This window comes from Mesorhizobium sp. 8, from assembly GCF_006351905.1.
Classification (GTDB): domain Bacteria; phylum Pseudomonadota; class Alphaproteobacteria; order Rhizobiales; family Rhizobiaceae; genus Mesorhizobium; species Mesorhizobium composti.
Genome location: NZ_CP040914.1, coordinates 3,181,448 through 3,207,013, shown reverse-complemented (window position 1 = coordinate 3,207,013; position 25,566 = coordinate 3,181,448). Strand labels below are relative to the sequence as shown.

General features: G+C 61.9%; 27 protein-coding genes. 10 read left to right on the top strand and 17 right to left on the bottom strand.

From position 1 onward, the window contains the following. Positions 1-70 precede the first annotated feature (70 nt). Together FGU64_RS15595 and FGU64_RS15590 are read right to left on the bottom strand one after the other, a co-directional pair. A complete protein-coding gene (locus tag FGU64_RS15595; protein ID WP_139954021.1) occupies positions 71-580 on the bottom strand; it encodes a hypothetical protein in 510 nt (169 codons plus the stop codon). 7 nt (positions 581-587) lie between these two features. Further along, complete coding sequence (locus tag FGU64_RS15590; RefSeq protein WP_139954020.1) at positions 588-1,049, bottom strand: hypothetical protein; 462 nt, start codon at positions 1,047-1,049, stop codon at positions 588-590. 143 nt (positions 1,050-1,192) lie between these two features. Here FGU64_RS15590 and FGU64_RS15585 point away from each other — a divergent pair, with 143 nt between their 5' ends. From FGU64_RS15585 to FGU64_RS15555, 7 genes are all read left to right on the top strand, one after another. After that, positions 1,193-2,755, top strand: coding sequence for a P-loop NTPase fold protein (locus FGU64_RS15585; RefSeq protein WP_139954019.1), 1,563 nt, complete (start codon positions 1,193-1,195; stop codon positions 2,753-2,755). Positions 2,756-2,777: 22 nt separating this feature from the next. Beyond that, positions 2,778-3,047, top strand: a complete 270-nt coding sequence (locus FGU64_RS15580) for a hypothetical protein (RefSeq protein ID WP_139954018.1) — start codon at positions 2,778-2,780, stop codon at positions 3,045-3,047. Positions 3,048-3,350: 303 nt separating this feature from the next. Next, positions 3,351-4,616 (top strand): type VI secretion protein ImpB, encoded by a 1,266-nt coding sequence (locus tag FGU64_RS15575; RefSeq protein ID WP_139954017.1) that lies wholly within the window; start codon positions 3,351-3,353, stop codon positions 4,614-4,616. Beyond that, positions 4,613-4,867, top strand: a complete 255-nt coding sequence (locus FGU64_RS15570; protein ID WP_246671132.1) for a hypothetical protein — start codon at positions 4,613-4,615, stop codon at positions 4,865-4,867. Before FGU64_RS15575 ends, FGU64_RS15570 begins: the two co-directional genes overlap by 4 nt. A gap of 12 nt (positions 4,868-4,879) precedes the next feature. Next, positions 4,880-5,503: a hypothetical protein gene (locus tag FGU64_RS15565; RefSeq protein WP_139954016.1), complete on the top strand. Its 624-nt coding sequence runs from the start codon at positions 4,880-4,882 to the stop codon at positions 5,501-5,503. A gap of 9 nt (positions 5,504-5,512) precedes the next feature. Continuing rightward, positions 5,513-6,217, top strand: coding sequence for an SOS response-associated peptidase (locus FGU64_RS15560; RefSeq protein ID WP_139954015.1), 705 nt, complete (start codon positions 5,513-5,515; stop codon positions 6,215-6,217). 125 nt (positions 6,218-6,342) lie between these two features. Next, positions 6,343-6,648 (top strand): hypothetical protein, encoded by a 306-nt coding sequence (locus FGU64_RS15555; protein WP_139954014.1) that lies wholly within the window; start codon positions 6,343-6,345, stop codon positions 6,646-6,648. 424 nt (positions 6,649-7,072) lie between these two features. On the opposite strand, the gene FGU64_RS15545 is transcribed toward FGU64_RS15555, so the two are convergent. Together FGU64_RS15545 and FGU64_RS15540 are read right to left on the bottom strand one after the other, a co-directional pair. Beyond that, the gene (locus FGU64_RS15545; protein ID WP_136354035.1) at positions 7,073-7,276 is read right to left on the bottom strand and encodes a CsbD family protein; all 204 of its coding nucleotides are present in this window, start codon (positions 7,274-7,276) and stop codon (positions 7,073-7,075) included. A gap of 286 nt (positions 7,277-7,562) precedes the next feature. After that, positions 7,563-7,862 carry a hypothetical protein gene (locus FGU64_RS15540; protein ID WP_139954013.1) on the bottom strand — a complete coding sequence of 100 codons (300 nt, stop codon included), beginning with the start codon at positions 7,860-7,862 and terminating at the stop codon, positions 7,563-7,565. Between the two features lie 269 nt (positions 7,863-8,131). On the opposite strand from FGU64_RS15540, the gene FGU64_RS15535 reads away from it, so the two are divergent. Further along, entirely contained in the window at positions 8,132-8,461 is a 330-nt protein-coding gene (locus tag FGU64_RS15535; protein WP_139954012.1) for a hypothetical protein, read from the top strand. Between the two features lie 26 nt (positions 8,462-8,487). On the opposite strand, the gene FGU64_RS15530 is transcribed toward FGU64_RS15535, so the two are convergent. From FGU64_RS15530 to FGU64_RS15515, 4 genes are read right to left on the bottom strand one after another with little or no spacing between them, the layout of a single operon-like run. Then, entirely contained in the window at positions 8,488-11,853 is a 3,366-nt protein-coding gene (locus FGU64_RS15530; protein ID WP_139954011.1) for a hypothetical protein, read from the bottom strand. Beyond that, complete coding sequence (locus FGU64_RS15525; protein WP_139954010.1) at positions 11,850-13,409, bottom strand: hypothetical protein; 1,560 nt, start codon at positions 13,407-13,409, stop codon at positions 11,850-11,852. Before FGU64_RS15525 ends, FGU64_RS15530 begins: the two co-directional genes overlap by 4 nt. Positions 13,410-13,418: 9 nt before the next feature. Beyond that, positions 13,419-13,874 carry a hypothetical protein gene (locus FGU64_RS15520; RefSeq protein WP_139954009.1) on the bottom strand — a complete coding sequence of 152 codons (456 nt, stop codon included), beginning with the start codon at positions 13,872-13,874 and terminating at the stop codon, positions 13,419-13,421. Beyond that, positions 13,871-14,344, bottom strand: a complete 474-nt coding sequence (locus tag FGU64_RS15515) for a hypothetical protein (protein ID WP_139954008.1) — start codon at positions 14,342-14,344, stop codon at positions 13,871-13,873. Before FGU64_RS15515 ends, FGU64_RS15520 begins: the two co-directional genes overlap by 4 nt. A gap of 561 nt (positions 14,345-14,905) precedes the next feature. On the opposite strand from FGU64_RS15515, the gene FGU64_RS15510 reads away from it, so the two are divergent. Further along, positions 14,906-15,526: a recombinase family protein gene (locus FGU64_RS15510; protein ID WP_139955404.1), complete on the top strand. Its 621-nt coding sequence runs from the start codon at positions 14,906-14,908 to the stop codon at positions 15,524-15,526. Between the two features lie 81 nt (positions 15,527-15,607). Here FGU64_RS15510 and FGU64_RS15505 read toward each other — a convergent pair whose 3' ends face one another. From FGU64_RS15505 to FGU64_RS15470, 9 genes are all read right to left on the bottom strand, one after another. Continuing rightward, entirely contained in the window at positions 15,608-15,949 is a 342-nt protein-coding gene (locus FGU64_RS15505) for a hypothetical protein (RefSeq protein ID WP_139954007.1), read from the bottom strand. A gap of 131 nt (positions 15,950-16,080) precedes the next feature. Continuing rightward, positions 16,081-16,395, bottom strand: a complete 315-nt coding sequence (locus FGU64_RS15500; protein WP_139954006.1) for a hypothetical protein — start codon at positions 16,393-16,395, stop codon at positions 16,081-16,083. Further along, entirely contained in the window at positions 16,392-16,961 is a 570-nt protein-coding gene (locus FGU64_RS15495; RefSeq protein ID WP_139954005.1) for a hypothetical protein, read from the bottom strand. Before FGU64_RS15495 ends, FGU64_RS15500 begins: the two co-directional genes overlap by 4 nt. A 167-nt stretch (positions 16,962-17,128) precedes the next feature. Continuing rightward, positions 17,129-17,296: a hypothetical protein gene (locus FGU64_RS23345; RefSeq protein WP_180375549.1), complete on the bottom strand. Its 168-nt coding sequence runs from the start codon at positions 17,294-17,296 to the stop codon at positions 17,129-17,131. After that, a complete protein-coding gene (locus tag FGU64_RS15490; protein WP_139954004.1) occupies positions 17,289-20,129 on the bottom strand; it encodes an AAA family ATPase in 2,841 nt (946 codons plus the stop codon). Before FGU64_RS15490 ends, FGU64_RS23345 begins: the two co-directional genes overlap by 8 nt. 303 nt (positions 20,130-20,432) lie before the next feature. Further along, on the bottom strand, positions 20,433-21,350 hold the full coding sequence (locus FGU64_RS15485; RefSeq protein WP_139954003.1) for a hypothetical protein: 918 nt from the start codon (positions 21,348-21,350) through the stop codon (positions 20,433-20,435). Further along, positions 21,347-21,640 carry a hypothetical protein gene (locus FGU64_RS15480; RefSeq protein ID WP_139954002.1) on the bottom strand — a complete coding sequence of 98 codons (294 nt, stop codon included), beginning with the start codon at positions 21,638-21,640 and terminating at the stop codon, positions 21,347-21,349. Before FGU64_RS15480 ends, FGU64_RS15485 begins: the two co-directional genes overlap by 4 nt. Positions 21,641-21,872: 232 nt before the next feature. Continuing rightward, a complete protein-coding gene (locus tag FGU64_RS15475; RefSeq protein WP_210239033.1) occupies positions 21,873-23,183 on the bottom strand; it encodes an integrase in 1,311 nt (436 codons plus the stop codon). A gap of 358 nt (positions 23,184-23,541) precedes the next feature. Next, positions 23,542-24,498, bottom strand: a complete 957-nt coding sequence (locus FGU64_RS15470; RefSeq protein ID WP_139954001.1) for a trypsin-like peptidase domain-containing protein — start codon at positions 24,496-24,498, stop codon at positions 23,542-23,544. Between the two features lie 180 nt (positions 24,499-24,678). Between FGU64_RS15470 and FGU64_RS15465 the strand changes: the two genes are divergently transcribed. Continuing rightward, a complete protein-coding gene (locus FGU64_RS15465; RefSeq protein ID WP_139954000.1) occupies positions 24,679-25,548 on the top strand; it encodes a S1C family serine protease in 870 nt (289 codons plus the stop codon). Positions 25,549-25,566 lie beyond the last annotated feature (18 nt).

The following is a 25,566-nucleotide window of genomic DNA, read 5'->3' as shown; positions in this document are numbered from 1 at the left end:
CAGGAAGTCGGTTTCGGTTTGCCACGACCCCGAAACTTGCGGCGGCTGCAATCGACTGCCGGTGTAGGTTCTACTTGACAGCTCTGACGGCAACGATTGCGTCTGCAAGCTGAAAGTATTCAACTAAAAGAGGCGACAGCACCGAAAAGGCGTTTTCCTTGGTTGCTAGCCCTTCCATTGTTCCCGACATCTCGCGGGTCTTCGCCGCGAAATTTCGATATACGTCCTGGAGCGATCTCGCGCCTTGAAGCTGCGCCAATGTCTGGCTGTCTGGCGAAAATTGCGCCTTTAGAAAGACGATTTGAGGCTCCGATAGTTCTTGGTTCGGAAATGTCTTCAAGACAGCTTCCATCTTATCCGCCGCTTCGGCGAAGAGCCTAGACGCAGCCATGAACTGCTCGACGCCAGAGCCGTCTTGAAGTTCGCGGGCGCGAAGACCGGACACCGCCTTCTCGACGGCGGCGAGGGCGGTAGCGCTAGCATCTCGCGACGCTTTTTGCGTCTCTTCGTTACCGAATACGTTGCCAAACTCGCCAGCCGCTGCCGTCCCAACAAATCCCATCAACAGTGCCGCGAACAAAACCCCTCTATTTCTTCGCACACCAAGCCTCCCTCATCGCAACATGCCTATCCGAAATCTTGTTACCGTCCCGCAGTTCGTCCCACGCTGCCGCCCGTGTGGGTACGGATATCCAATCGCAAAAATCAGCCCTGAACGCCGCCTCAAATTCAGGACTAATGCCGTCGGCGCGTGCCTGACGATAAACCGACAGATAGAAATTCAGCATTTGCCAGAAGTCGATCAGCACGTCACGCTTCTCGGCTGCGTTGAGGTTGCCGCTATCCAGCTTCTGGATGTTGGGTGCCACCTTCGCCACAAGCTCTCGGGCGTCGTGCTGGATGGTGTAGGCGTTGGCGGCTTTAAGTGCTGTCGAAGCTGACTGAAGCTGATCGATCGTGAACCAGAAGCCGGTCGCGCCTATAATTACACCTAGAATTGCGCAGGCAGCCTGAATGGCGTCACTGTGCGTTTTCAGCCCGCAGCACATACCGATCCCCGCGTTTTTGCAGAGCGTATCATTTCGCGTGCGATATTACAGCCTGATCGCAAGTGTGGGACGGCGCGCAGCAGGGACAGACAGGCTATCGATCTAGCCGACAAAATCGCCTTTCAATAACCGGTGGACGCCGTGTGATCCGTCTTGCCCGAATTTCCCTTCTGCGCCTGAATATCCTCGAGCAACGGAATCGGGTGACGGGCATGGATACGGAGCAGGCAACCGACCCACTCGACACGATATGGGGCGACGATCTCATCGGAAGGCGGGGCGACGCGAAATTCCTGCAAGAATTCCTTTGCGGAAAAATCGCCGATCGGAAGCGCTTACGGCAAACAGGCTCATACGTCCTGAATATCGACGCAGAGTGGGGCGCCGGGAAAAGCTTCTTTCTCGATCGCTTCGCACGCCAACTTGAACACAGTGGCCACGTCGTCGCTAGGGTGAACGCCTGGCGCGACGATCATCTGGACGACCCATTCATTGCAATTCTCTCGTCGATCGATGAAGCGCTAAAGCCGTTCGTCAAAAAGGACGGGAAGCTGCTCGATGCGTGGAGAGGGGTGAAGCAAAACGCGATCCCGGTTGCGGGAAAGCTCGGCGCCGGATTGTTGAAAACTGTCGTCAAACGCTACGTCGGCAAGGAGGCGCTGGACGCTGTTGAAGACCTTATGACGGATAGCGTGGGCTTCGACGAAGATGGCGTGGACGGAGAGAGGTCCGCTTCGGAACAGATCATCGAGGGCGCGGTTTCGGAAACCATCGTTCAGATCGAGAGCGTGATCGACGCCGGCGCGCAGAAACTCATTGACGCCTTCAACGGGAAGAACAAGGCGACAGAGACGTTCAAAGGAAAGCTGGGAAAAGCGATCGCCGCGCTCGAAGGTACTAGAGAAACGCCGCTCTTCATCCTGGTGGACGAACTGGACCGCTGTCGCCCATCTTATGCAATAGCGCTTCTGGAGCGGGTCAAGCACCTGTTCGATGCCGACAATGTCGCCTTTGTTTTCGCAACGAACAGCGGCGAGTTGCAGCATATCGTCTCGGGCGCCTACGGCCCGTCTTTCGACGGCTTCAGGTATCTCAAACGCTTCTTCGATCGAACTTACCTTCTGGCCGAACCCGATGCAGAGAAGTTCATCGCGGTCGAAATTGCCGCGGCGCTGGACTTGGCAAAGCTTCGAGCCCCAAAGGACGCTGTGTATTTCATGATTGCGGGTTTTTCAGCATATCGATCCGACTTGCGAGAGATCAAACACGCGATCGACTTGATGTCATCGGTGGTGTCTGCATGGCAGCATCGGATCCCCGTCGAAATGGTGCTGCTTTTCCCGCTAGTTATGATCTTTCTAAGAAAAGGTTCCGTTGATCGAAAGGAAGCCGTTAATTTAATTCCGCAATCTTTCGTAATTGATCTCGGGCGGTCTCGCTCGTTTTACGATGGCCGGAGTGTGGAGCTAACGATCAACGTTCGACAAGCTTACGCCGATGCAAGCGATGTTATGACGTCGTTAGAGAAAGCTCCTAGATACGGCAATAGCGAAGACGCATCCACGCAGACGAGTTATGTGCGAGATATCTTCGTGCCCGAATGGAATGGCGTAGCTAGGAACGGGGACAAGCCGAGCATTCAGGCTGATCTACCCCGGCTTATCGCATACGCCGGCAATCTCGCAAAAGCCGGGTCCGCTGAATGAAATCGGGCGATTGGGGGCCGATATGAAAAGCGCGGTGATCATCGCTGCATTGACGGCGTTGCTGGCGGGGTGCGAACAGTCAAAAACTGTTGCGGAGACGCCGGAATGCTTCTCGATTGTCTCGGGCAACGGCACGCAGCCGAATTCCCCGCTCATGGTGAACGGGTGCACAGGAGAGACGTGGCTTCTAGTCAAATCGAACAAGAGCGATAAGCCGGCAGACGGCTTTACATACCAGTGGTTCAAGTTGGACCGGATCGACTTTATGCCGCCGACGCTGGTGAATAGGTGACGCTCGACAAGCTCGCCTTTCTGCTCGTCTTCGCGATCTGTTTCGAGATCGGCGGGGCGCTCGTCTGGCTGGCGCTTTGATGCGCCCCTCGATGATCTTGCTCGCCATCGTGCTCGCGTTCATGGCACTCTACGTCGTCACCGGCGGGTTTCGCCTCTTTATCGGCTAGGAACACATTCCTTTCCGCTTGACAGATTATCAGGATGAGAACATTTTGAGAACACGCCGGCCGATCGGCGGCGTGCGACATCCAGCATCAATAACCGTTGGCGCGGCTTTGCCGGGCGACGGCGGAGCTTTGCCTTGCGGAAGCCTGACAAGATCGAACGCCTCTACCTCGATTTCGACGGCTTCTTTGCAAGCGTCGAGCAGCAGGCCGACCGACGCCTTCGAGGTCGGCCGGTCGGCGTCGTGCCGTTCGAAGGGACCGATCGCACCTGTGTCATCGCCTGTTCGCGGGAGGCCAAGCTGTTCGGCGTCAAGAACGTCATGAACGTGTCCGAGGCGCGGGAGCGTTGCCCGGATATTGTGCTGGTGCCACAGAAGCCCGATCTATATCGCCGCGCCCACAACACGCTCCTTGCCGAGATCGAGAGCGTCATTCCGATCGACGCCGTCAAAAGCATCGATGAGTTGACCTGCCGGCTGGACGAAAGCGGCCGCGAAGATCCTGTCGGCCTGGGCGTACGGCTGAAGTCCACCATCGCGCGCAATGTCGGTCCCTACGTCACCTGCTCCATCGGTTTCGCCGCCAACCGCCAGTTGGCCAAGATGGCGTGCAAGGCAGGAAAACGGTCGGACGACCGATATGGCGACGGGCTGATGATCTGGCGGCCGGAAGACCTCCCGGCGCCGTTGATCGCGTTGCCGCTGTCGGACGTGCCCGGCGTCGGCGGCAGAATGGAGCAGCGGCTCGCGCGCTCTGGCGTCTATACCATGGCCGATCTCTACGCCCTCCAGCCGAAGCACATGCGCAAGCTGTGGGGCAACGTCAACGGCGAGCGGCTTTGGTACGCCCTGCACGGCTACGACATCCAGGCCCAACCGGCCGAGCGCGGCATGTTCGGCCACGGTCGCGTGCTGCCGCCTGAAAGCCGCACGCTGCCGGCGGCCTACGAGATATGCCGCCTCCTGCTGATCAAGGCGGCACGGCGACTGCGGCGCGCCGGCTACTACTGCAACGGGCTGGTGCTGTGGCTGGCGCTGCGCGGCGGCGAGTGGAGCGACCACCTGAAGCTCCCGATCGTCAACGACGATCAGGCCGTGCTCGCCGGCCTCGCCCGGCTGTGGGAACGGGTTCGCCGCAAGCATTCGAACGGCACGCAGGTCTTCCGCGTCGGCGTCACGCTGTGCGAACTCAGCCTCGCCGACCAGCGTCAGCTCGACATGCTGATCAACGACGATCGCACCCGGCAGCGTTGGGAACGTGCATCCGCGGCGATCGACGGCTTGAACGCCCGTTACGGCCGCACGGTGATGAGCCTCGGGCCGTGGAAACCGCCGGCGGGCGGGCATGTCGGCGGCAAGATCAGTTATACGCGCATCCCGACGGTGGAGGACTTCTGGTGAGCACCTGGAAGGAGAATGTGCAGGTGCGCGACCTGGATGCCCGCGACAAGCTGGAGATGACCTGCAAGAGCTGCGGTCATGTCCACTACCTGACGCGCGCGGCGATCTGCTCGTCGCCGGAGCGCGAGTTCCTATATCTCGACGAGGTCGAGAAGGAAGCGACCTGCCGGGCGCGCGGCTGCCGCGGCGCCGTCAGGCTCGCAATGTCGCCGCGCGGCGATACCAGCGCATTCGTGGGCGGGCTGGCCTGAAAGGAGACGACGATGACTACAAGGATGCATCGCGGCGCCAACGACGACGACGACAATACAGAATTTGACTACGAGAACGACTACGACGAGCTTGAAGACGCCTATGCCCCAGTCGTCGGCATGGCGATCGAACTGATCGAAGCGGGAAGGATGAACGAAGATCGGCCCGAGGATCGTGTCGCGTTGAAATTGAGCAGGAGCGGCGCCGCAAGCCTTACGGCTGACGAGATGGACGTCGTGCATGAGCGGCTTAATCCACTCGTCGAGATGTATTGGAAGAAGGATCGAGCGGCTTTTGAGGCGGAGTTTTCCCGGCGGCGGGCGCCCGGCTTCTACGACGAGAGCGAAGCCGGCCATCTCGCGCGGAAACGTTTCCGCAAGGAAAACCCGCCCGAGGTCGAGTTCCGCGCAGCCGTGGCACCTGGATTGCCCGTTACCGCTCCGCAGGACGGATCATGGTTTGTAGGCAAGGATCGAGCCGGACATTTCGCGCATGTGCGCTGGCGGAGCGACGAAGAACTGGAAAGCGGAGAAAATCCCGATTGGGTACGATGGGACACGGACGAGCATTTCGACCTGATTGCCTGGGTGCCGTCTTGTTGGACCGGTGATGACATGGCCGAGGCGTATGGCTAGGCTAGGGCCATGTGCGGCCGCTACACCCGATACCTCTCCTGGTCTGAAATCCATCGGCTCTATCGGCTAACGGCTCCTGCGGAAGGCTCCGGGCGCAATACCGAGGCCCGCTACAACATCGCGCCGACGCAATCGGTGGACTTCATCACCTGGAACGACGACGGCAACCACAAACTTCGCGAGGGCCGCTGGTGGCTAGTGCCGTGGTGGGCCAAGGAAATGCCGAAAGCGGCGATGTTCAACGCACGCATCGAAACAGTGGCGACGTCTGGCGCGTTCAAGGACGCTTTCAAGTCGAAGCGCTGCCTAATCCCAGCCGATGGCTTCTACGAATGGACGATCAGCCCGGCGGACAAGGGCCGAGATCCCTGGCACATCTTCCAGCCCGGCCACGCGCCCTTCAGCTTCGCCGGCCTATGGGCGCACAATGACAAGTTGGACGTGACGAGCTGCACCATCATCACCGAGCCTGCCGGCGCCACAATGAAGCAATTGCACGACCGCCAGCCCGTCATCCTTGATCCGGCGTACTACGATGCTTGGCTTAACCCCGAGACGCCGACCAGCGACCTGCCGGAAGTGCTGTCGCACGATATCGATGACCAGTTGCAGTTCCACCGCGTGTGCCGCGACGTGAACGCCTCCGTTAAGGACAAGCAGCGCAATGACGCGCCGCACTTCATCGAGCCGATCGAATTCGAGAACCCACTGTGAGCGACGAACCAATCAAGCTCCCTGAGGCGTCGCCCCATCAACGGCGCCGAGCGGGGTTTACGAACATCGCTGCGATCATGATGGCTGCACGAAATGGGCAGGATGGGACTTCGGACGCCGGAAGGATGAGACAGTTCATTGGTTCTGCGGCGAGCATCGTGGCGACGGCGAGCGCTATCTGCAGCAACCAAAGGTCCCGCCGCGCATTGAGGCGGATGGACAAGATTCCGCACCCCCGCCACGAAGGCCGCTACCCAGACCGTAACATCGACTGCCAGGAAGCCTTGGACCTCGCTGTCCGAGACCTGGTCGATCGCGCGGAAAATGCAGGATGGACAGCAAGTGAAGCTTATCGCGCCATAGACGTGATCATAGTGGCGCAGCGCCTTGCCTATGATCTTGATCCCGATCCGGCGGAAGACCCGGCCTGATCCATCTATTCCAGCACGAAAACGTCGGCGTCTTCCGCCGCGGTTATGAGCGCGGCGCGGGCGATCGACGCATCCCTTCCCTGCTAGCACGTCCAGCACCGCCCGAAGGGCCTTACGGTGCTTTGAGCCCTCCTTGCCGGGCCACTGATTCATCAGGAAGTCTGCGGCCTGTCCCACGCGAGTGATGGTGAGGTAGCGGCCGACGCGGGCCGTCTCGATGGTCAGGCTTCTCGAAAGGAACGTCACGCATGGCCCCTACTCACACAGAACGAGCCCGCCCGGTCTCTCGCGGAACCGGACGGGCCTGCCCAGGACTGCCAGCTGAGGCTGACTAGGAAAAAGAAACTAACGATTCGGCGGTTGGTTCCAGAAAAGAAAAGCCCGCTCTGGTTCGCCGGCCCGGGCGTATATGTGTGGCAGAACGCTACCAGCTTTGGCGGCCATACCAGTCGTCAACATCGGACCGCACCCGGTCCTTCTCGATGCCATACCGCTCCTGAATCTTGCCCTCCAACTGGTCGCGCTTGCCGGCGATCTGGTCAAGATCGTCATCGGTAAGTTTGCCCCACTGCTCTTTTACTTTGCCCTTGATCTGCTTCCAGTTTCCTTCGACGCGGTTCCAGTCCATGGTTTTTCTCCATAAGGCGGGGATCGCCTGCTGAGACAACGTTGGACGGCGGTTTTGGTTCTCCAAAACAAAGGGCTCGCCCAAGGTGTCGGGAGGGCGAGCCTTGCTCCAATGCTGCGAAGGGGAGGCTGGCACGGGAGCAAGCCAACAACCAACAGATCGAAGATTTGTTCCCAATGAGAAAAAGCCCGTCCGGGGCAGTGATTGCCGGGCGGGCTTTGCTCCGAGGCTGCCAATGGGAGATGCTTAGGAGCGAGGCAAAACTACAGGCGCGGGGATTCGTTCCCTACTGAGCAAGATCGCCTGTGATCGTGATGGCGACCACAGCGAGAAGAACGGCGCCGAGAGCTGCAGGTATAGCCCACAGGAACAGCATGCCTGCGTCCTTCGTCTTGCCGCTGGCGATCTTGCCGCCCATGTCGAGCCCGATGACGCCTCGGTCCCGGTTCGTGTCAATGGGCCACACTTCGACCTGGGCAGGTTGGGCGCCGGACGCTATGGCTGCCCGCTTCAATCGCGCTTCTTCATCGAACTGATAACGACGCGCGCCCCGCCAATTCGACGTGTATTTGTCGTTCGTCGCCATGTCCTTGGATAGCAGGGCCGCGTTTCAGCCTCGTTTCCAGAACCAATAAATTGCTACCAGTGTTACGGCGAAGGCCGGCGGGTCATCGAATAACATGATGCCCCAGCGGCTCCGGCAGCGGCAGCCAACAGAGCCTTGCCGATGCCCCACATCGCCTTATCCAGCGAGCCAGCGTTCTCGTTTTCGACGATCGCTATAATTTTACGGGCCGACTTTACCGGACGCTGACCCGGTACCGCTATCTTCCACAGCCGGGCGGGAGATCGACCATGCGTATCCTGGTAATAATTGCGACGGCGATTTTCACGCTTTCCGGGCCTGCCCTGGCCGACGGTACAACGAAAGAAAAATGGCCGTCGATCATCTATTACGGTGATGGCGTCAACAACCGGATCGACGGCGGCCTGTTTTGGGAAGGGCAGGCAGGCCGCCTGGCCGAAGATGCCAGACGTCAGGAAAAGTCCGACGGGCATCATGGTCCCGCGACTGGGTATGGGGCGATCAGCACGATCACCAATCTCCCCCGTACCCATTACGTCAGCGGCTACACGCGAAGCGACGGTGTTGACGTTCGGCCCTACTATCGCAGCAAACGCTGACTTCTTTGGCTATCGCTTCCAGGTCGCTACTGCGCGATCTCGCGCTCGAAAAACTCCTGCCACGATCCCGAACCCTGCGGCGGTCGCGTGATCCGCTCGCCGGCGTCATTGAGCTGCGAAACGCCTTCGTTGAGCCATTCGAGCGCGGCCTGAACGTCTGCGTTCTCCGAGATCGCGCCGTTCGCCAGCCCGAGCGCCTGCGGCGAAAGCGCGGTCAGCCGTGCCTGCCCTTGCGCCGTCATCTGATGGCGCCGGGTGTTCGTCGCCCATCGGCGGAAGCCCGGACGGGTGATGATTTCCGCCAGGCCGCGCGCAACGATCGCACCGCGAACCGCGCTGCCGGGCGATGACAGAATGTTGGTGATCGCAGCGCCAGCGGCAAGGCCACCGATTGCCGAAGTCGTTGCATCGCGTTCCTGACGGCGCGCGGTGATAAGGGCAAGATCGCGCAACGCCTGCCGGTTCTCGGGCGAAACGAGCGCGTTGATCCGATCGGCTTGCTGGCGGCTGGCGCTGTCACGGCCCGCGCCGAGAACTTCGGCGATACCCTGGCTATCCGCGGGATTGGCCTCGCCGGTGACGAGACGCCGGACAGCGGACATGTCGCCGCCGCCCCGCGAGATCGCGTTCTCAACGATGTCGGCAACGACGCCTTTCTCGACCTGGGCTTTCATCGGCGCCGGCAGTTTCGACAGGACTTGCCGGGCTTCGTCCGGCGAGGCGCGACGATAGAGCCACGGAACAAGCTCTTCGGGCTTCAGCGCGGCCGCTGCGCCATTCTCGCCGCGCAGGAATGGCGCAATGGCACCGTTGCGGTATTCGCGGGCGATCTGATCGTCGGCCGCGGCGGCGGCACGCAGCTGGTTCATGATATTCGGCGAGCCATTCTGCGACAGCGCAGCCGCATCGAGGTATTTCGACCGATTGGAGATGTCGACGGCAAGGTTGCGCAGTTGCTGCGCGTCGGCCACGCCGAACAGTTCGGTAATTGCTTCATCGTCAAGCCGGTTCAGCTTGCTTACCAGGCCGTCGACGTTGACGACCTTGCGGCCGTTGCGGGTCTGATCGCGCCCAGTATCGAGGATCTGCTCGACGGCGTTGCGCCGTGTGGCCGCCCACTCCGGGCTGTTCGCGCCCATCAGGTCGCGCGTTTCTCGCACCACGCCGGGTTGGCCTCGACCGGAAAGCAGCCGATCGACAAGGCGGTTGTCTTCGATGTAGCCCGGCTGGATCGGCTCGCGATAGATCTCAATAATGCCCTTGCGACTGAAGCGATCGACATTCTGCGCGTAGAAGCGGTTCGCGTCGGAAAGCGCCTGGCGAAGCTCCGGCGTGCCGGCACGCGCCACACTGTCGTCGATCGAGCGCGAGATCGCGGTTTGAAGCTGCGACAGGTAGCGTTCGGGAACGCCGGGCATCAGCGACTTGTCGTCTATTGCGTCCTGGACAAGCCCTCTCATCTGCCGAGCCTGATCGAGACTGATATTCGGCGCGATGTCGTCAACGCCAAGCAGGAAACGGGAAAGACCCTGCGGCGTGAACCGATCGCTCGGCGTGCCTTCCGCAGTCGGCGGCAACGCCTCGCGGATACGGGCGACCTGTTCGCGAACCGGGCCGACATCGACAATTGCATCCCGGCCGCCTGGGGCCGCTCGGGCGATGTCATACAGGCGTTTCGCTTCGTCCTTGAACTCCTGCCGCGCACGTTCCAGGCCGGCGCGGGTCTGACGGCCAGCGCCTTCCGCCGACATCTGCGGACCCTGCCGAGATGTCAAATCGGCCTGGTTCTGGCCGATCATGTCATCGGCGCGGGTCAGCGCCTGCTCGCGGTCGATCGTCAGGTTCTTGCGCTGCGTCGAAAGCTCGCCGATAGTCTCGCGGCTGACTTGGTTCGGATCGACGTCGCCCGCGATGTCCTGTTGAAACCGGGCGACCGCCTGATCGCCGCGCTCGCGGTATTGGCGCATTTTCTCGGCAGACCCCGGAAGCTTTTCAAGCAGTCCTTCGGCGCGGGACGTAAAGCCGCCGGCCCCGCCTTCGGACGCGAGCGGAGAGATGTCGTAGCCCTGCCCGCGCAGTCGGTCGGCGGCCCGCCGGAACTCCGTCGCAACCGGATCGGACGCGCTCTTGGCGAACGGCGCTCGCGCCTTGTTGATCACGGCGTTCCCAAAGCGGCCGGCCCCGCCGGTGATCGCCCCGATCAAGGCGTCGCTGCCAGCTTCGCCCGCAGCGCGCGGCAGAACGTCACCCACGATGCTGGGTTCGGCCTCCCGGTTCTCGGGGAACAGGCGCCCGACGCTCTCGCCCACAAGCTGCGCGCCGCCGGCGGACAGCGCCGCCGATGCGGGAATGCCCGCAGCGGGGCCAAACGCATACGCGGGAACGGAAGCGCTCCCGCCCATGATTGCGCCGATCAGATCGGGCACGCCGCCGACCATTCCGGCTACGTCGCCAAGGTCAATGCCGGGCGGGTCGAAAATGCGCTCCGAGCCGTCTTTGCCGCGGACGACACGACGGGAAGTCGGATTGCCAAAGCGATCGGCGAGTACATACCAGCCTTCGTTCTCGGGGCCGTATGTGTTCGTCAGGTATTGATCTTTGGCCTTGTCGGTGTTCAGGAACGAGGAATAAACGCGCTGGCTGATCGGTGCGCCACCAGGCTGGATACCAGTCTGATCGCCCAATTCCGCCTGTTCCCTGGAGCCGGACAGGCCGTGCAGAATGCCGCCCATGAACTTCGAGCCGCCAAATGGGGCTTCGCTCGTCGGTAGGCCGATCGCTCCCATCAGATCGGACATGGCATCGACCGGAGCGCCAAGCACGCCGGCCGACACGTCGAGGGCGCGCTGCCCGAATGTCGATGGCGCGGCCGGCGTGATGTCGGGGCCGCCCGGAACACCAGTGCTATCGCGGCGGTCTTCCGGCGGGACAGCCGATTGCTCGGCGTCTGCGCGGCGCTGGCGAGCGCGGGCCAATGCAGCGGCTTTCAGTGCTGCGTTCGGCTGCGCGCCGTAGACCTGTTCCTGTGCCTTATGAAGCGCGCCGGCGTACATATCAGCGTGTTCCGCCGTGTCGAACACGCCGAGCGTCTGTCCCGTCTTGCCGAAGGCGTCGATCGCCGCGTCATCGGACAGAATGGCGCCATCCGGCGAAACGGTCGGGACAAGAATTTCCTTGCCGCCGTCGTCGCCGAACGACATCGAACGGACGGTGCTGTAGGAACCGTCGGGGTTCTGCGCAATCGGTCGATGTTCCAGATCAATGTTCCCCGGCTGCAACATACCAGGAAACGGCCCTACCGGACTGGCGGGCGGAACTGCCGATTGCTCGGCTTCCGCGCGGCGCCGACGTGCCTGGGCGATTGCGATGGCGCGCTGCTGTTCAGGGGTCATCGAAACAATGCCTTCTCTTCCGGCGTAAGAAACTCCCAATCGGCCGGGTCAACGCCTGCGGGCGCAGCGGCCGGGGCCGATTTCTGCGGTGCGGCGAGCTGCGTCGGATTGAAATCCCGTTCGAGTTCGCCCACGCTCGGAATGCGGGTTGGACCGCCACGTTTGGAAGACAGCATGGTCCGCTGGTATTCGTCCGCCAGCGCGGGCGTGATCGCGCCATCGTCCACCAGTTGGCCCAGCACGCTACCGTTGATCGGCGGCAAGGCCGCTCCACCTGAAGCAAGCGATCCGGCGAATTTCGCCCGGTATGCGTTGAGCACGACCAGCGTCGCCAGTTTCGCCTTCGCACCGGGCAAGCTCTCTCCGAGACCCTGACCCACCATGATGTCTTCAGCCATGCGGCGGTCGGTGTCGGAAATCCGGTTGTCGCCGGCGAGGCTTCGCGCCATCCGCATCGCCGTGGTCTGCATCTGGGTCCGCATCGCGGTCACGTCGCCGCGGGCCACGTTGGGGAACACCTGGGCGCCGTAGTTCGTCAGGAAATCGTTGAAGTTGCCAGCAACGCCGACGTCCGAAGCCGCGATATTGTCAAAGAGCGTCTGCAGTTCCCGCGCGCTCTGCGTTGCGGCGTCGCGCTGGCCCTGCAAATTGGTCTGCTGCGACACGGTGTTTCCCGCGCCGCCGGTGGTGAAGCGAACGCCGCCCTGTCCGTCGGCCTCGAACGACATCCCGCCACCAGTTCCTTCTTTTCGAACAACGTTGGGGACCACGCGGCCGGTGTTCGCGTCGACAATGCGTCCGTCGGGGCCAACGATGCCGGGGAAACGGACTTCCTCGCCGTTCGGGCCTAAGGCCAAATAGTTGTCGACGCGCTCGGCGCTGGCCGCTTCATAAGGCTGCGCACCTTGCCGCACGGCGGCGCCAGGCGACATGAATGCGGGCTGGTGAGTGTTCGGATCGATCGCTTTGACCGGCGTCTTGTCGCCCGTGATAGCGTCCAGCAGATCTTGATCGGTCAACTGGCCGCCGTCGAGCAAACGCTGGTTCTGGCTCGCCCGCCATTCGGTTTCCGAAAGCGGCTTCGGCGCTCCGGCGACGGCAGGAGCGGCCGGCAGATGAAGCGCGTCCATAAACTCGGGCGTGACCTCCGGGCGAACCTGGCCGGGGTCCAGCGGCTTGAATAGATCGGTGATCGCGGAACGCTGATTGTCGAGCCGGTTCATGGCAAGAGCGCGTGCGTTGTCGGCAGCGTTGTTCGCTCGCAACGTTGCCGCCTGCGTGTCGAAGCCGTAACGCTTCGTGGCGTCGTCCTTGTCGACAGCGTAGTAGCCCTGGCTCGGCGTCCAGAGGCCCGCCCCGGTGCCCATACGGTCGAAACGTTCCTGGTCGAAGTTCGGGTCCGTCGCGTAGTCAAAGACCTGGCCCCGCCGGTTCGTGTCCGCCTGTCTGGCGCTCGCGGTGGCCCAGCCGGCGGCCTCTGCCCCGGATGGCGGGGCGAGCATGGCGGCGATAGTGTCATAGGCTCGACCAAACGCTGGATTATTGAAAAACGGCATGTCGTTTCCTCAATGAAGGGTCGTCGGGCCGACCGGATAGGGTGCGGCGATGACGGGGCTTCGGGACAGTGCATCCGCCAAATCGGCCTGACCGCCGGCGGCGATCATGTCGCGCAGAAAGAGCGCGCGGATTTCGGCCTCCAGGATAGCCGCGAAAGCCATCAGGCCACGGAGGCGCTCGGCATCCACATTTCCCATTGCGGCTGAAGCACAGCCGAGGGCCACAAAAACATATTCCGGCGCTAGACGGCCGGACGCGGCGTCCGCGATGCGCGGGGCCGCCGCGAACAGAAGCCGGGAAACCTCGCCGGCAAGCTGCGGATCAAGAGGCTGGCTCGAATTTAGCGAATTGAACAGCGAACGCAGCCCCAGTGCCCCGTCCAGCAACGGCTTTTCGCCCGCGATAGCGGCGCGGAGATGGTCGGCGGCCTGGGCCAGGTGCTGATCGTGGGCTGCGGCGGTCATCCGAACAACTCGCCTTCCGTCGCCTTCGCCGGCGCCCGCATCTTCTCGACGGTTGCCAGCCCTCGCTCCCGACGGCGTTTGTCGATGCCCTGCTGAAGCTCGACGATGCGCGCCCGCCAAATCAACTTTTTGGTGCGGTCTATGTCGTCCTTGTGCCGATCGCTCCCGAAGTTCTCGCGGTCTATGTCGCGGACCAGGTTCGCAGCGGCGAGTAGCCCCTCGATCAGATGATCGATCTCGATGTCGTCGCTAAGGTAGACGATCGCGTTTCCCAGGCTCTGATAGACCCTGCCCAGAAGTTCATGGCATTGCCGTGTGTCCGGCAAGTCCCATTCCTGACGGGGGTTAGCCAGTGACAGCACGGCGCCAAGTGCGATCTGAAGATTGAACATCGCATTAGAACAGCCGCCTACCCAGCGGAAGTGCTGGATGGCATGATCTGCGTGCTGTTTCGTTCCGGTGTGGTCCACTGCGTCCGCTCCGACTTTGCCTTTGTCGAAGTTTGGCCCGCGTTGGCCGACTGATCTACTCCTCCGATTGCGGAGGAATAGTGCGAAGAGTTCGGACGGATCGGTGCGGGCCATGGCGCTGCTGGATCACGAACCGGGGTCGCGGCGAAACTGTCGGCGATGATGCGGTTCGTTGACGTTGCGTTGCCCCGTGGGGCGATTGGTGCGACGCGCTCGCCTCGTCGCGGTTTGACCAGCCCGAAAAGTATAGCCGAGAACGGCCGTTGAAGCCAGCGCGGAAGGCGGAATTTCGGCGGCCAAAAGTTTGGCTGGACTGAAAATTTCTACGGACGTGGACCGCCCCCGGTCAGATTGCGTTTGGACTGCCCGCCAGGAGTCGGGCCGGGGCGGCGAGATGGCGCGCGAGCGGGCGAAGCCGCACAACGGCTGGTCTGGATAGCGTACACCTTTCGCGCACCACCAAAGCGGCGCGGCAATCGCGGTCTGTTATACCATGTTGACCATATTAAACAGACTGATATCATGCAGACCACCTTTAACAGACCGAAAGGAGTTTCTGCCATGTTCGTTCGGGCCTATCTTCGTGCCTCCACCCAAGAACAGGACGCCGGCCGGACGCGTGCTGACCTGGAAGCCTTCGCCAAGGATCGCGGCTTGGTTATCGCGGCCACCTATCTCGAAAACGAAAGCGGCGCCTCGCTGAACCGCCCGGAACTGTTCAAGCTGCTGGCGGATTGCAGACCGGGCGACGTTCTGCTGGTCGAGCAGGTCGACCGACTAAGCCGCCTCAACGGCGCCGACTGGGAACGCCTGAAGCGCGAAATAGCCGCGCGCGATGTCCGTGTCGTGGCGCTGGACCTGCCCACGTCCTATGCTTTGTTGAATGCCGGCGGCGACGAGTTCACGGCCCGCATGGCGCAAGCGCTCAACAGCATGATGCTCGACATGCTCGCGGCGATCGCCCGGAAGGATTACGACGACCGCCGCAGGCGGCAAGCGCAAGGTATCGTCAAGGCGAAAGAACGCGGCGCCTATCGCGGCCGGCCGGAAGACAGCGAACGGATCGAGCAAATCGGCCGGCTGCTGGCGGAAGGGAAATCGTGGAACGTGGTGATGCGGCTCACTGGCGCCAGCCGGGCGACTGTCGCCAAGGCGGCAAGGCGGCTCAAGGAAGCGGCGTAAGCCGGCCGCCGGGGCAGTTGACCGCAGCAAAGCAAAACCGCCCCGGCAAGGCCTGGGGCGGTTTATCGCGATGCCGATCGATCAATGCTGCGTCAGCTTCGCGTTGTAGTCCTTGCAAAGCGCCCGCAGCCGTAGCGCCGTTTCAAGCGGCATAATCCCGTCGATCATGACGCGGTGCGCATCGCGCGGCGTATCTATGAGGCCCGGATCATCCCAGCTAAGGATTTCGAGCTTTCCCCCCGAAGCCTCCACCAGCGTCCGCATCTGTACAGCCAGATCGGGTGCGACGAGGCCGTCAACCAGATCACGGCCGCGCTTGATAGCGTCGAAGCGGAATTCGGGATAGGGACTGTCGAACCCGAGGATAGTGATAATGGCTTCCGGCTGGTTGAGCGTCCTACCCGTAACAAAATCGATGACCATTTGCATGTACTCCCGTTGGCTTCAATTGCGACAATCCAAACGTAGTACAATCAACAGTTAAGTCAATGATTTTCTTTTGTAATTTTTGTCATTACTGTAACAATACAAAGGTAACAGAAAGTACAGATAAGTCAATCGAACGCGGTATCTTCGTCTTGCTCCAGATCGCGCAGCATTTGCTGCCGATCGCGCTCTAGTTGGGCGGTTAGCGCCTTCAGCTCGGCGGCTGTCATTTCGCTCATTTCTTTGGTCTGCTCCCCCGTCTGCGGAGTAAAGGCGCCGTTCGCCCGCATGATTGAATTGATGGCCGATGCTCGCGCGGCTGCGGGCGCGTCCTCGTCCTCGCAGAGATTTATTGCCGCCCTCACGGAGGCCTCAAATCCTCGCGTCTGCAGCAGGTGAATGGCGCGCGCCCGCGCGGCGTCGATTTCTGTCTGGCGGCTCATTCGAAAACATTCCCTGTCGGTTCTGTGTTGATTTGTCGAAGCCACCGATCTCTTTCTGCTTCAACTCGCCGGCGTTCAGCATCCAATGCCGCAAGCTCGGGCGTTACGGGCTTCTGATCCGGCTTTTCCAAGCTGGCCCGGATCTCGGCAGCAATCTTTCTATTGGCCCGACGCCTTGCCCGTTCGCTGGCCGGGCCGGGCTGATGACTTTCCACCCAGGCGTCATAACGCCGCCTTTGGTCGGGCGTCAGCTTTGCCAATCGCTGCGCGCGCCGGCGCGTGTCACGGTCGATTTGTGCGAACTTGCGCGCAAGCCGTGCCTCCCACTGTGCGGCGTCTTTAGGCGGCAGGCGATGCTTACCCCAATTCGCGCCTTTACCTGTGCGGCCGCCATGATAGCGGCAGCGGCCGTTCTCTAGCGCCGGTTGCTCGCAGGGTCGCCCGTCATATTTTCGAGCCGCCCCGCATTTTGGCAAGCGCCAGCGGTTAGCGTTCCAGGCGCTGATCGCGGCGCTGCTGATCGCGCGCCACTGCGCCGATGATTGCCATGCGTTCGGCTTTTTCATGCGACCATTCCAGCTAAGACGCTTTGAGGTATCATTATCTTGGGTCTTTCCAGGTTGGCGACGGACACTTTGTCTAATCAGGTCAGTTGTGCTCTTCCGGCTATCTTCAAGCCGGGGCGCTACGGTGGGCGCCCGGTTGAAGGCCGGCGGTGCCCCCCGTAGGGGCTTCAACGACCTTCAACCTTCAACCGTTGATTTTGTTGGGTTTTTACCGACGTTGAAGGTTGAAGGTCGCCTTCAACACCTTCAACGCCACTCAAAAAACGCGCAAAGCCTTGCGCCACAAGGGTTTGAGCGTTGAAGCCTTCAACGCAATCTTCAACACCTTCAACCATCTTGCTTGCTCTCGATTAACCGCCGGAACATCCATGGCGCATTGTTGATGCGGCCCGACTTGATCGCGATAATTCGTACAATCTGTCCTTCCCGCTCGATCGCGACGCCTTTACCGAGTAGCGCGCCGGTGATGATCGGTGTCAGTTCCTGCCGACTGGCGGCCTTGGTCACGCCTTCCATTTTCAGCCGCTCGCCCACTGTAGGGACCACGCCAGAAGCTTTGCACTCGTCTGCCTCGCCCATGACCAGATCAACAGCGGTGGCGATCTTGCGGGCGATCTCGCTGTCGACTTCAACGGCCTGGGCCGGCTGGCACAACTCGTCCAGGCCGACTAATTCCAGCACCGGCGCAAAATCACCGGTAGCCTCAAGCATCTGACGGGGCGACTGTTCAAACAAAGCGGTAGCCGTCGCGAGCGGCAACCCCTGTCCGTTCCCCACAGCGACACTACGCCGACGAAAGACGGTCGGCGTGCGCGGTCGAGCTGCGTGGTTCATCTTGGCGCTGTCCAGCCGGATCAGATTGTCGGCGGCCGAGATGTTCCATTGCTTCTCATCGTCGCGCTTCCCCGTTGCGTTCGTAAGCGTCCACACGCCGCGAGCTTTGCCCGCGGCAGCGAAACCGCCTCGCCCGGCGCCCATGTCGCCGGCGTCTTCCCGCGTGCTCTTCGACGTGTGGTGAATGACCTGGATGCAGGTCCAGAGCTTCGACGCCATGTTCGCCAGTTCCTGATAGAGAGCGTTGATGTCGTCGTTGGAGTTTTCCTGGCTGCCGGCGGTCAACGAGACCTGCGGATCAAGGCACACCAAAACGGGCCGATAGCGCATGATCATGTTTTCGAGAAAATCAGCCCCACTGGCGCGTTCCAGAATGCTGTTCTTCTCGGTTCCACGCTGCATGATGGTGAGCGTTCGCCCATCAACGCCTGACCAGAGCACGATCGGCTCGCAAGCCCCTTCGACGCCGTAGTGCGTCTGTAGCGCTGTCAGGCGGCGTTGCATGTCGGAAAGACGATCTTCGGCATTATAAACGATCACCGCCCCCTTGCGGTGTAGTCGCTCCTGCCTCTTGCCGTCCTTGCCCCGCAAAATATCCTCGCGGCCCGATGCGATACTGACCGCATCGAGAAGTACAAAGCTGGATTTGGATACGCCCGGCTCGCCCGCTATCTGAACCACATCGCCAAGCGGCAGTCGCGGCTCGATGACAAATTCTCTGACGGGAATGGTCGACGGGTCCAGTTTCGATGTCACCGACTGTATGCCGGCCATGGCGGCGGAATGCGCCTTCTGTTCGCGCTCGACGTGCTCGACCTGTTTCTGGTGCAACGCCTCTTCGACCGCGGCAACGGGGATGGCTTCGGCAGAACGTTGCGCCCATGTCTCCTTAAGGCGCTCATAGCCTGTCGGGTCAGCGATACGGAGCGCAGCAACGAGAGAAGCCGATCGCTTAACATCATTTTCCGTCCAGTCCTCCGGCTGCGCGTCGAACGTCGACCAGTCGACAAATTCGAACACGCGCGCGAAGGCCAGATCTTGCAAAGACGTGCCAAGCGCCGTGGCGACCGCACCTGACACGCTCTTCCAGTCGGTCGGGCCTATATATTCGGGAAACGCCTCGCCGCCGATCCGCCGGCAAAGCCAGGTCGCCGCTTCGCATGGCGTCGGCCGGCGAACTGTGTCGAATACATTCTCGATCACGTCATAGACTTGACCCTCGCCGGGCGCGTACTCCGGCGGCCCCCCGAACCCGATGTCGCCTTCGGCGTCGATCGCGCCGAATTCGCAAATCAGACTGATGGGATCGTGAGGCCTGCGGGTGCCGAAGTCCCATATGCTGGCCGTATCGAGCAACAGATCCTCATCAAGCTTACGATCAAGGTCGCTTTGCGAGAGGCGAAAAGGAAGAGCCGCCGAAACATCGAGGTTCAACAACTCGGACAGCCAGTCCTCTTTTCGGGCCATGACCTCGGCAAAGACGAGATCGCGTGGCCGATCGCCCTTGGGAGCCCGATCCGCCGTGCGGCTGACGTCCACTTGATATCCGTGCGCCTCCCCGGCGGCTTTGAATTCGGCAAACAGTTCGTCGACATCGGCTTCGGTGATCAGCGGCAGCTTTTCCAACGGCCATTCGGCGAGATTGCTCGACTGGATGCCGCCGCTCTTGTGGTGCCCGCTGATCACCACCTGTTGCCCGTCGGCCAGAAACTCCAGGGCGTGGCTATGACCGTCAGCGTCGAACGACATCATACGCCTCTTCAGCAGCGTATCCACGCGGGCGAAAAACACGACGCTTGTTGAGTTGGATCGCCCCCGCATTGGCAGTCGCTCGACAGGCAAATTCGACCTGGCGGCGATGATATTTCGGATGTCGGAGATCAACGCACGAGCCGTCACGGCGTACGGATCGACAGAATTCGGGGGAACTTTGATGTCAATGTCGAACGCGCCGACCGTTCCCGTTTGTAGTCCTATGCCCGTGTTCTCCGGCCAGTCCTTCATCTTTTCAAGACCGGCGACAGTCGCGCGCCGCTCGGTCCAACTGGGTAGGCCCGCCCATGCTCGGCCATCCCATATTCCGGGGCTTTTGCCGGAAGCGACCGCCGGCACGTACTGTTTCTTCGACTTGTTCCAACGGGGGTATTGCACGCCGTGCGGAATAAGCGTCAGCAGCAGCGGGCCATAACCGGCGCCCACCAGTTTCGTTAGCCGCTCGCGAAGCGGCGGCAATGCTGGCGCGGCCTCCGCCTGCTCCCGCGTCAATTCTTGCTTTTCAATGGTGGTGTTGTGCTGTAATGTCATATGACCAACTTCGCTTTCAATTGACGCCACTCGCCCTTGCCGGGGCGGTGGCGTTGTTATTTTCGATCATGCGTTATCGATCACAAGCCTGAGGCGTGGGCGGCGCCGGCGGGCCGCGCGCGCCCGAAGCAGTATGGCGAGGCATTCCGCGTCGACCATTATCCGGCCGCTGCTCCGGTCGCTCCCGAGCTTCCCGCATTGGGCTAAACTTCTGATGTGGCCGGCGCTCCAGTTTGAGCGTCTGACCGCCTCCTGGACGGCGATTAACTCGATGGACGGTGTTGTGCTGATAGCGCGCATTGGTCGTCTCCCTGTTGTCGCGAACGATCAGGTTCAACCAGCTGCGTTCGCAGTTTTAGTCCTGCTACGGGCGACACCAGGAGTTAATGCGTCCATGTCCTTCAACACCCAGGCACGCAATCCAATGGCGGCGTCGATCGCCCGCGCAAGGTCAGCGCCCAGCAAACCGGCAAAACGCTTCCCGGCTCTCGCCTGGATGTAAAGTCGTTCAAACGATCGGGTCGGCCGAGCTATGAGGTTCTCGTACAGAGCGGGCGCCGTACGCTCGTCTTCGTAACCGCGAAGAGTGGCCACCCTTCTGCCGACAATGAGCCAGTCGTAGAAGCCGCAGTCCCAAGCGTGCGGCAGTCCTTTCGCCCGCACGCGCTTCGTTTCGCGCTGGTCTCGGGCCATCATCGTTTCGACGTCGTCAAAGATCCCGTGGCTTTCGCAGGCATCGCGCACGTTTTTGATGGTCATCTTGCCGCCGGCGTCGGCCCTCGAAAGGCCATCGGCCAGGTATTCGGCCGTCTGCGCATAGATGGCGTTCTTGGAAGCGGTTGGGTTCCGCGCTTTGAACCCCGCGGCCACAAACGCGATGATTGCACGGCTTTGCCGCAGCGGCAGATGCGCCGGCACTTCCCGACGCCTGTTACCCTTTCCGGGGCGCGGCTTCGCCATTTCATCGAGCTGGTCGGCGAAATAGCGGGCTGTACGCCAGCTTTGGAACGCGGCGAATTCAACGCCGGTGAAGTAGTCGATAACGTCGGGAGCGGCCGACCCTAGCCGGGCCTCCACATCGCTGCGCATCTGTGCCTTTAGTGCGGCCAGAAAGTCGGGGTCGTCGGAACTGGGCGACTTGTCGGCGTCGACCTCGCACCAGATCAGGACGCACTCGTCAAGGAACGCTTGGCGGCTCTTTGGGTGCGGGCGGAAGTAACTCCCGCCGCTTCTCCGCGCGCCGGCCATCATTGCCAGCCTTGGGCGGCACGCTCGGCGCGCTTTGCGCGGCCGGCGGCGCCATGATCGCTGGCCGTCCAATCTTCGCTGCCGTCGATCAGAACGATCAGGCTGGCTACTTCGACTAGTGTGCGCCCGCCGAGACGCTTGAATTTCACGCGGCCGCCGGCTTCGAGGCGGTACAAGGTGGCGGGAGAGAGACCGGCGATTTGCCCGGCCAGCTTCAACGGCAGCAATCGCCGTTCAGTCCATGGAACGTCGGAATTTGCGGGAGCGACGTCGACCGCCTGCTTTCCTGGCATGATAAAGCCCTCATACTGATGCGGGCGCCACACGCCCGGTTAGCTAATGGCCATCGCGTCTTTCTCCAATTCTTCCGTTCATACCGTTCGTAGCAATTGCCGTGATTAACGTGGCTTAAAAAGATAAACTGCGCAAGCCTAATTTGGCGGACAAATCGTCGTAACTCCTTGAAAAGTGTATGACATTTCGCTTAGTGACTGACCGTTTCAGCTTATCGATCAACAGCTTGCGCTAGGTCAGCGAGAGCACCGACCGGCGTGAAATTTCTTCCGTCGCATCCACCACATGGGCACTGTAAAACCGCTCAATCATCTCGGAACTGGTATCATGGAGCGCCGCGACGAGCCTGACCGGCAGGCCGTGGCGAAGGCCGCGAACGATCGACGAATGCCGAAAGGCGTACATGATGGTATCGCTCGGGACTCCGGCGCACTCAACAGTTGCCGCCCACGGTTTGTCCACCTCGTAGGCTGGACCCCAAGCCCGGCGATGATCCTTTTCCCATTTGAGCGGCCCCACGTTTCGGTAAGCCCAACGGGTCAGCAACGGTTCAGCGGCGTCTCGACCGTCAAGGCAGACCGAAAGACGATCGAGAACGTCGGCGCCGAGGGGAACAGCGACGGGCGGCTTCGCCTTGGCACTCCTGCCTTTCCTGGCGCCCGGCATCATGACGCGAAGCCTGTCGGGTTGGACGTCGCCCACGGTCAAGGCCCGAATCTGCGCGTGGCGGGCACCGGTCGCAGCGGAGATCAGGACGAGTTGGCCGAAATCTTCGTCGATCTCATATGCCGCCTTTATCAGTTTCGCGATCTGCTGATCCGTCAGGATCTGCTTGCGGGCGTTCGAACTTGCCGGGATGGCGCGCGAGCCGACCTTGATTTCCAGCGGCAACGCCGCCGGCAACTCGCGCCGGTGCTTCTCGACGGCCGCATTCAACGCCGCGCGAAGATCGTTCATCAGCCGATTAACGGTTGCGGGGGTTATGAAAGCGGCATCTTCGCTGTCGGCGTCTCTGTCAGTAGAATCCGCCTCGACACGTTGCCCGTCGAGGATCGGCAGACGGGACCGCCAGGCGTCGAGATGGCTTGATCGCAGTTTGGTCAGCGGGGTATCGGCGAACTCCTTGTCCGATAGAACATGACGCGCCAGGCGTCCGCTGGCATTCGCTCCGTTGCGGCCGGAAACGCGCTGCCGAGTTTTTACATAGGCGTTGATGGCACTGCGCACGGTCGGTGCGGACGACTTTTCTCCGTCGCGGGCCTCGATCGCGGCATGTTGCTGGCGGCTCCAATCAAGGGCGGCTGTAACCGCTGCGCGATAGGTGAGCGCCCCGAAGCCTGCTCCGTCGTCATCGGCCAGACCGATAGATTGCTCAATTCGGTTTCCGTCCAGCACCACCTTGGCGACCCAGGCGCCGCGGCCGCTCTTCGCTTTCCTGTAGCCCAAAGAAACGCCGCCGCGACCGCCGCTGATGCCTACCCAGTAGGGGTTTTTCCGAACCTTCAGCCGCGTCCGCTTGGCAACCGTATCGATCTCGTCCATATCACGTCCCACACTTTGTCCCACACTGTTATGTGGGATTGCGTGGCTAACAATAACGATGCTATCGGCGCAAAGCCATAGAGAATAAGGCGTTCAGCTTATCCTCGTTATCCGAGGGGCAATTTATCTATGCCCTCCGAAGGCAGAGGTCACAGGTTCGAATCCTGTCGGGTGCGCCAAATATCGCCGATTACCCTCTAAAGCCGTCGATAACCGTCGAATATCTGGCCCAACACAGTGGCGGCGCGCTGGACCGGTGCGGATGACGGCGCCTTGACCGGTATCGAATGCCGACAGCACTTGAAACTCCAGCTTCTAAACCAGCGCTCGGAATCGGCAAGCCCTCTCGCCTTTCCAATCAGGGACGTGAGGACGGCCTTACCGTCACCTGTCTGATGCCGGACCTTCCGACTACCGTGAACATCGTCTCCCGGTCGATCCGTTCGGCGGTCAACATACGCACCAGGTCGTCCACGCCGCCGATGGCGTGACCGTCGATTGCCGAGACGATATCGCCCTCCTTGAGGCCGGCCTTCGCCGCCGGCGCATCGGCTTCGATCGAGCGCAGCCGCACGGCGGTGCGGCTCGTCACCTGCGACAGCAGCGCGGCGCGGCGCGGCAGGGCGGCCGTATCGGCCGAGACGCCGATGAAGGCGCGGCGCACACGACCGAAGCGGATGATTTCGGCAATGACGAAACTGGCGGTGTTGGAGGCGACCGCAAAGGCGATACCCTGCGCGCCGCGGATCACGGCTGTATTGACCCCGATTACCTCGCTGGCCGAGGACACCAGGGGGCCGCCGGAATTGCCGGGGTTGAGCGCGGCGTCGGTCTGGATTACATCGTCGATCAGGCGCCCCGTCGAGGCCCGCATCGAACGGCCCAGCGCCGATACCACGCCGGTCGTCACCGTCCATTCGAAGCCGAGCGGATTGCCGATGGCAATGGCGATCTGGCCGCGGCGCAGGCGTTTCGAGTCGCCGAGCGGCGCAATGTCGGCAAAGTGCCCGTCGGCACGGACCAGTGCAATGTCGGTGTCGGGGTCGCGGCCGAGCACGCGACCTTCCGTGGACGCGCCGTCCGGCAGCGCCACCCGAACGGCACGGGCGTTGCCGACGACATGGAAATTGGTGACGATCAGGCCGTCCGGCGAGATGACGAAGCCTGAGCCATGCCCGGCAGGGTGCCCGTCGGCGATGCGTTCGATGCGGCAAACGGCCGGGCCGATCCGATCGACGGCATCGGCGACGGTGGCGGAATAGGCGTCGAGCAGGCGGCCATCGTCCTGCAGCAATTCTGGCGCGGGCAGTGCCATGGCAGGTCTCCATGCAAGGCTGGAAGCGGATGCCTATATGTGCGCAGCGCGCCGACGCGCCGCGACCTGGCCGGATGGCCAGTGTCACCGAACCTGACCATCAGGCGAGTGGGAACCGTCGAGGCCCGCTGCCATATCCGGGTATCGAAAGTCCCGAAGGGCAGAACCCAGGAGTGAAAGATGAGCCGTTTCGATCTTGCCGCCTTTTCCGATGCAGTCGCCGATATTGCCGAGAAAGCCGCGCCGCTGACCGCGTGTTTCAGGACCCGGCACGGACGTACCGCGACAGCCTTCCACTGGGGCGACGGCTTCTATGTCGCAGCCGAAGAAGCCGTCGATCCGGACGGGGAGTTGGAACTGACGCTGGCGTCCGGTGAGACGATGAGCGTCGAACTGATCGGACGCGACCCGTCGACCGGCATCGCGCTGCTGAAACCGAAAGATGCCGCCGCTCCCGTCCTCGAAAAAGCCGATCCCGTGCGCCCCGGCCACCTGGTCGTCGCCACCGGGCGTGACAACGCTTCGCCGCTTGCTGTCCTCGGCACGGTGGGCGAGGTCGGGCCGGCCTGGCGCTCGCTGCATGGCGGCACCATCGACCGCCGCATCAACCTTGCGGCGATGACCGGGGGGCGGTTCGAGGGCGGCCCGGTTCTGGACGCCAGGGGCGCACTGGTCGGTATGCTGCTGTTCGGGCCCCGCCGGCGAGCGCTCGTCATTCCTCACGAGACGATCGAGCGTACCGTCGCGACGTTGAGGAGCAAGGGCCATGTGTCGCGCGGCTATCTCGGTGCCGGCCTGCATCCGATCCGGCACGGCGATGTCCGGGGCGCCATCGTCATGAGCCTCGATGAGGAAGGACCAGCCAAGGCGGCCGGCATCGTCCTGGGCGATATCGTCACCGCCTGGAACGGCGAGGCCGTGCGCGGCCCGCGCGAGCTGATCCGCAAACTAGGCCCCGACAGTGCCGGCGCTACCGTGACGCTCGGCGTGTTGCACGGCGGCGAAGCACGCGACGTGGCAATCACCATCGGTGAGAGGCCGTTGATCTGAACAGGCGGAATTCAGGCG

Excerpts from the sequence above, each read along its gene's own strand:
- FGU64_RS15590 (WP_139954020.1), bottom strand. The coding sequence starts at position 1,049 with ATGTGCTGCGGGCTGAAAACGCACAGTGACGCCATTCAGGCTGCCTGC.
- FGU64_RS15580 (WP_139954018.1), top strand. The coding sequence starts at position 2,778 with ATGAAAAGCGCGGTGATCATCGCTGCATTGACGGCGTTGCTGGCGGGG.
- FGU64_RS15565 (WP_139954016.1), top strand. The coding sequence starts at position 4,880 with ATGACTACAAGGATGCATCGCGGCGCCAACGACGACGACGACAATACA.
- FGU64_RS15560 (WP_139954015.1), top strand. The coding sequence starts at position 5,513 with ATGTGCGGCCGCTACACCCGATACCTCTCCTGGTCTGAAATCCATCGG.
- FGU64_RS15555 (WP_139954014.1), top strand. The coding sequence starts at position 6,343 with ATGAGACAGTTCATTGGTTCTGCGGCGAGCATCGTGGCGACGGCGAGC.
- FGU64_RS15545 (WP_136354035.1), bottom strand. The coding sequence starts at position 7,276 with ATGGACTGGAACCGCGTCGAAGGAAACTGGAAGCAGATCAAGGGCAAA.
- FGU64_RS15540 (WP_139954013.1), bottom strand. The coding sequence starts at position 7,862 with ATGGCGACGAACGACAAATACACGTCGAATTGGCGGGGCGCGCGTCGT.
- FGU64_RS15535 (WP_139954012.1), top strand. The coding sequence starts at position 8,132 with ATGCGTATCCTGGTAATAATTGCGACGGCGATTTTCACGCTTTCCGGG.
- FGU64_RS15530 (WP_139954011.1), bottom strand. The coding sequence starts at position 11,853 with ATGACCCCTGAACAGCAGCGCGCCATCGCAATCGCCCAGGCACGTCGG.
- FGU64_RS15525 (WP_139954010.1), bottom strand. The coding sequence starts at position 13,409 with ATGCCGTTTTTCAATAATCCAGCGTTTGGTCGAGCCTATGACACTATC.
- FGU64_RS15520 (WP_139954009.1), bottom strand. The coding sequence starts at position 13,874 with ATGACCGCCGCAGCCCACGATCAGCACCTGGCCCAGGCCGCCGACCAT.
- FGU64_RS15510 (WP_139955404.1), top strand. The coding sequence starts at position 14,906 with ATGTTCGTTCGGGCCTATCTTCGTGCCTCCACCCAAGAACAGGACGCC.
- FGU64_RS15505 (WP_139954007.1), bottom strand. The coding sequence starts at position 15,949 with ATGGTCATCGATTTTGTTACGGGTAGGACGCTCAACCAGCCGGAAGCC.
- FGU64_RS15500 (WP_139954006.1), bottom strand. The coding sequence starts at position 16,395 with ATGAGCCGCCAGACAGAAATCGACGCCGCGCGGGCGCGCGCCATTCAC.
- FGU64_RS15495 (WP_139954005.1), bottom strand. The coding sequence starts at position 16,961 with ATGAAAAAGCCGAACGCATGGCAATCATCGGCGCAGTGGCGCGCGATC.
- FGU64_RS23345 (WP_180375549.1), bottom strand. The coding sequence starts at position 17,296 with ATGGTTGAAGGTGTTGAAGATTGCGTTGAAGGCTTCAACGCTCAAACC.
- FGU64_RS15485 (WP_139954003.1), bottom strand. The coding sequence starts at position 21,350 with ATGATGGCCGGCGCGCGGAGAAGCGGCGGGAGTTACTTCCGCCCGCAC.
- FGU64_RS15480 (WP_139954002.1), bottom strand. The coding sequence starts at position 21,640 with ATGCCAGGAAAGCAGGCGGTCGACGTCGCTCCCGCAAATTCCGACGTT.
- FGU64_RS15475 (WP_210239033.1), bottom strand. The coding sequence starts at position 23,183 with ATGGACGAGATCGATACGGTTGCCAAGCGGACGCGGCTGAAGGTTCGG.
- FGU64_RS15470 (WP_139954001.1), bottom strand. The coding sequence starts at position 24,498 with ATGGCACTGCCCGCGCCAGAATTGCTGCAGGACGATGGCCGCCTGCTC.
- FGU64_RS15465 (WP_139954000.1), top strand. The coding sequence starts at position 24,679 with ATGAGCCGTTTCGATCTTGCCGCCTTTTCCGATGCAGTCGCCGATATT.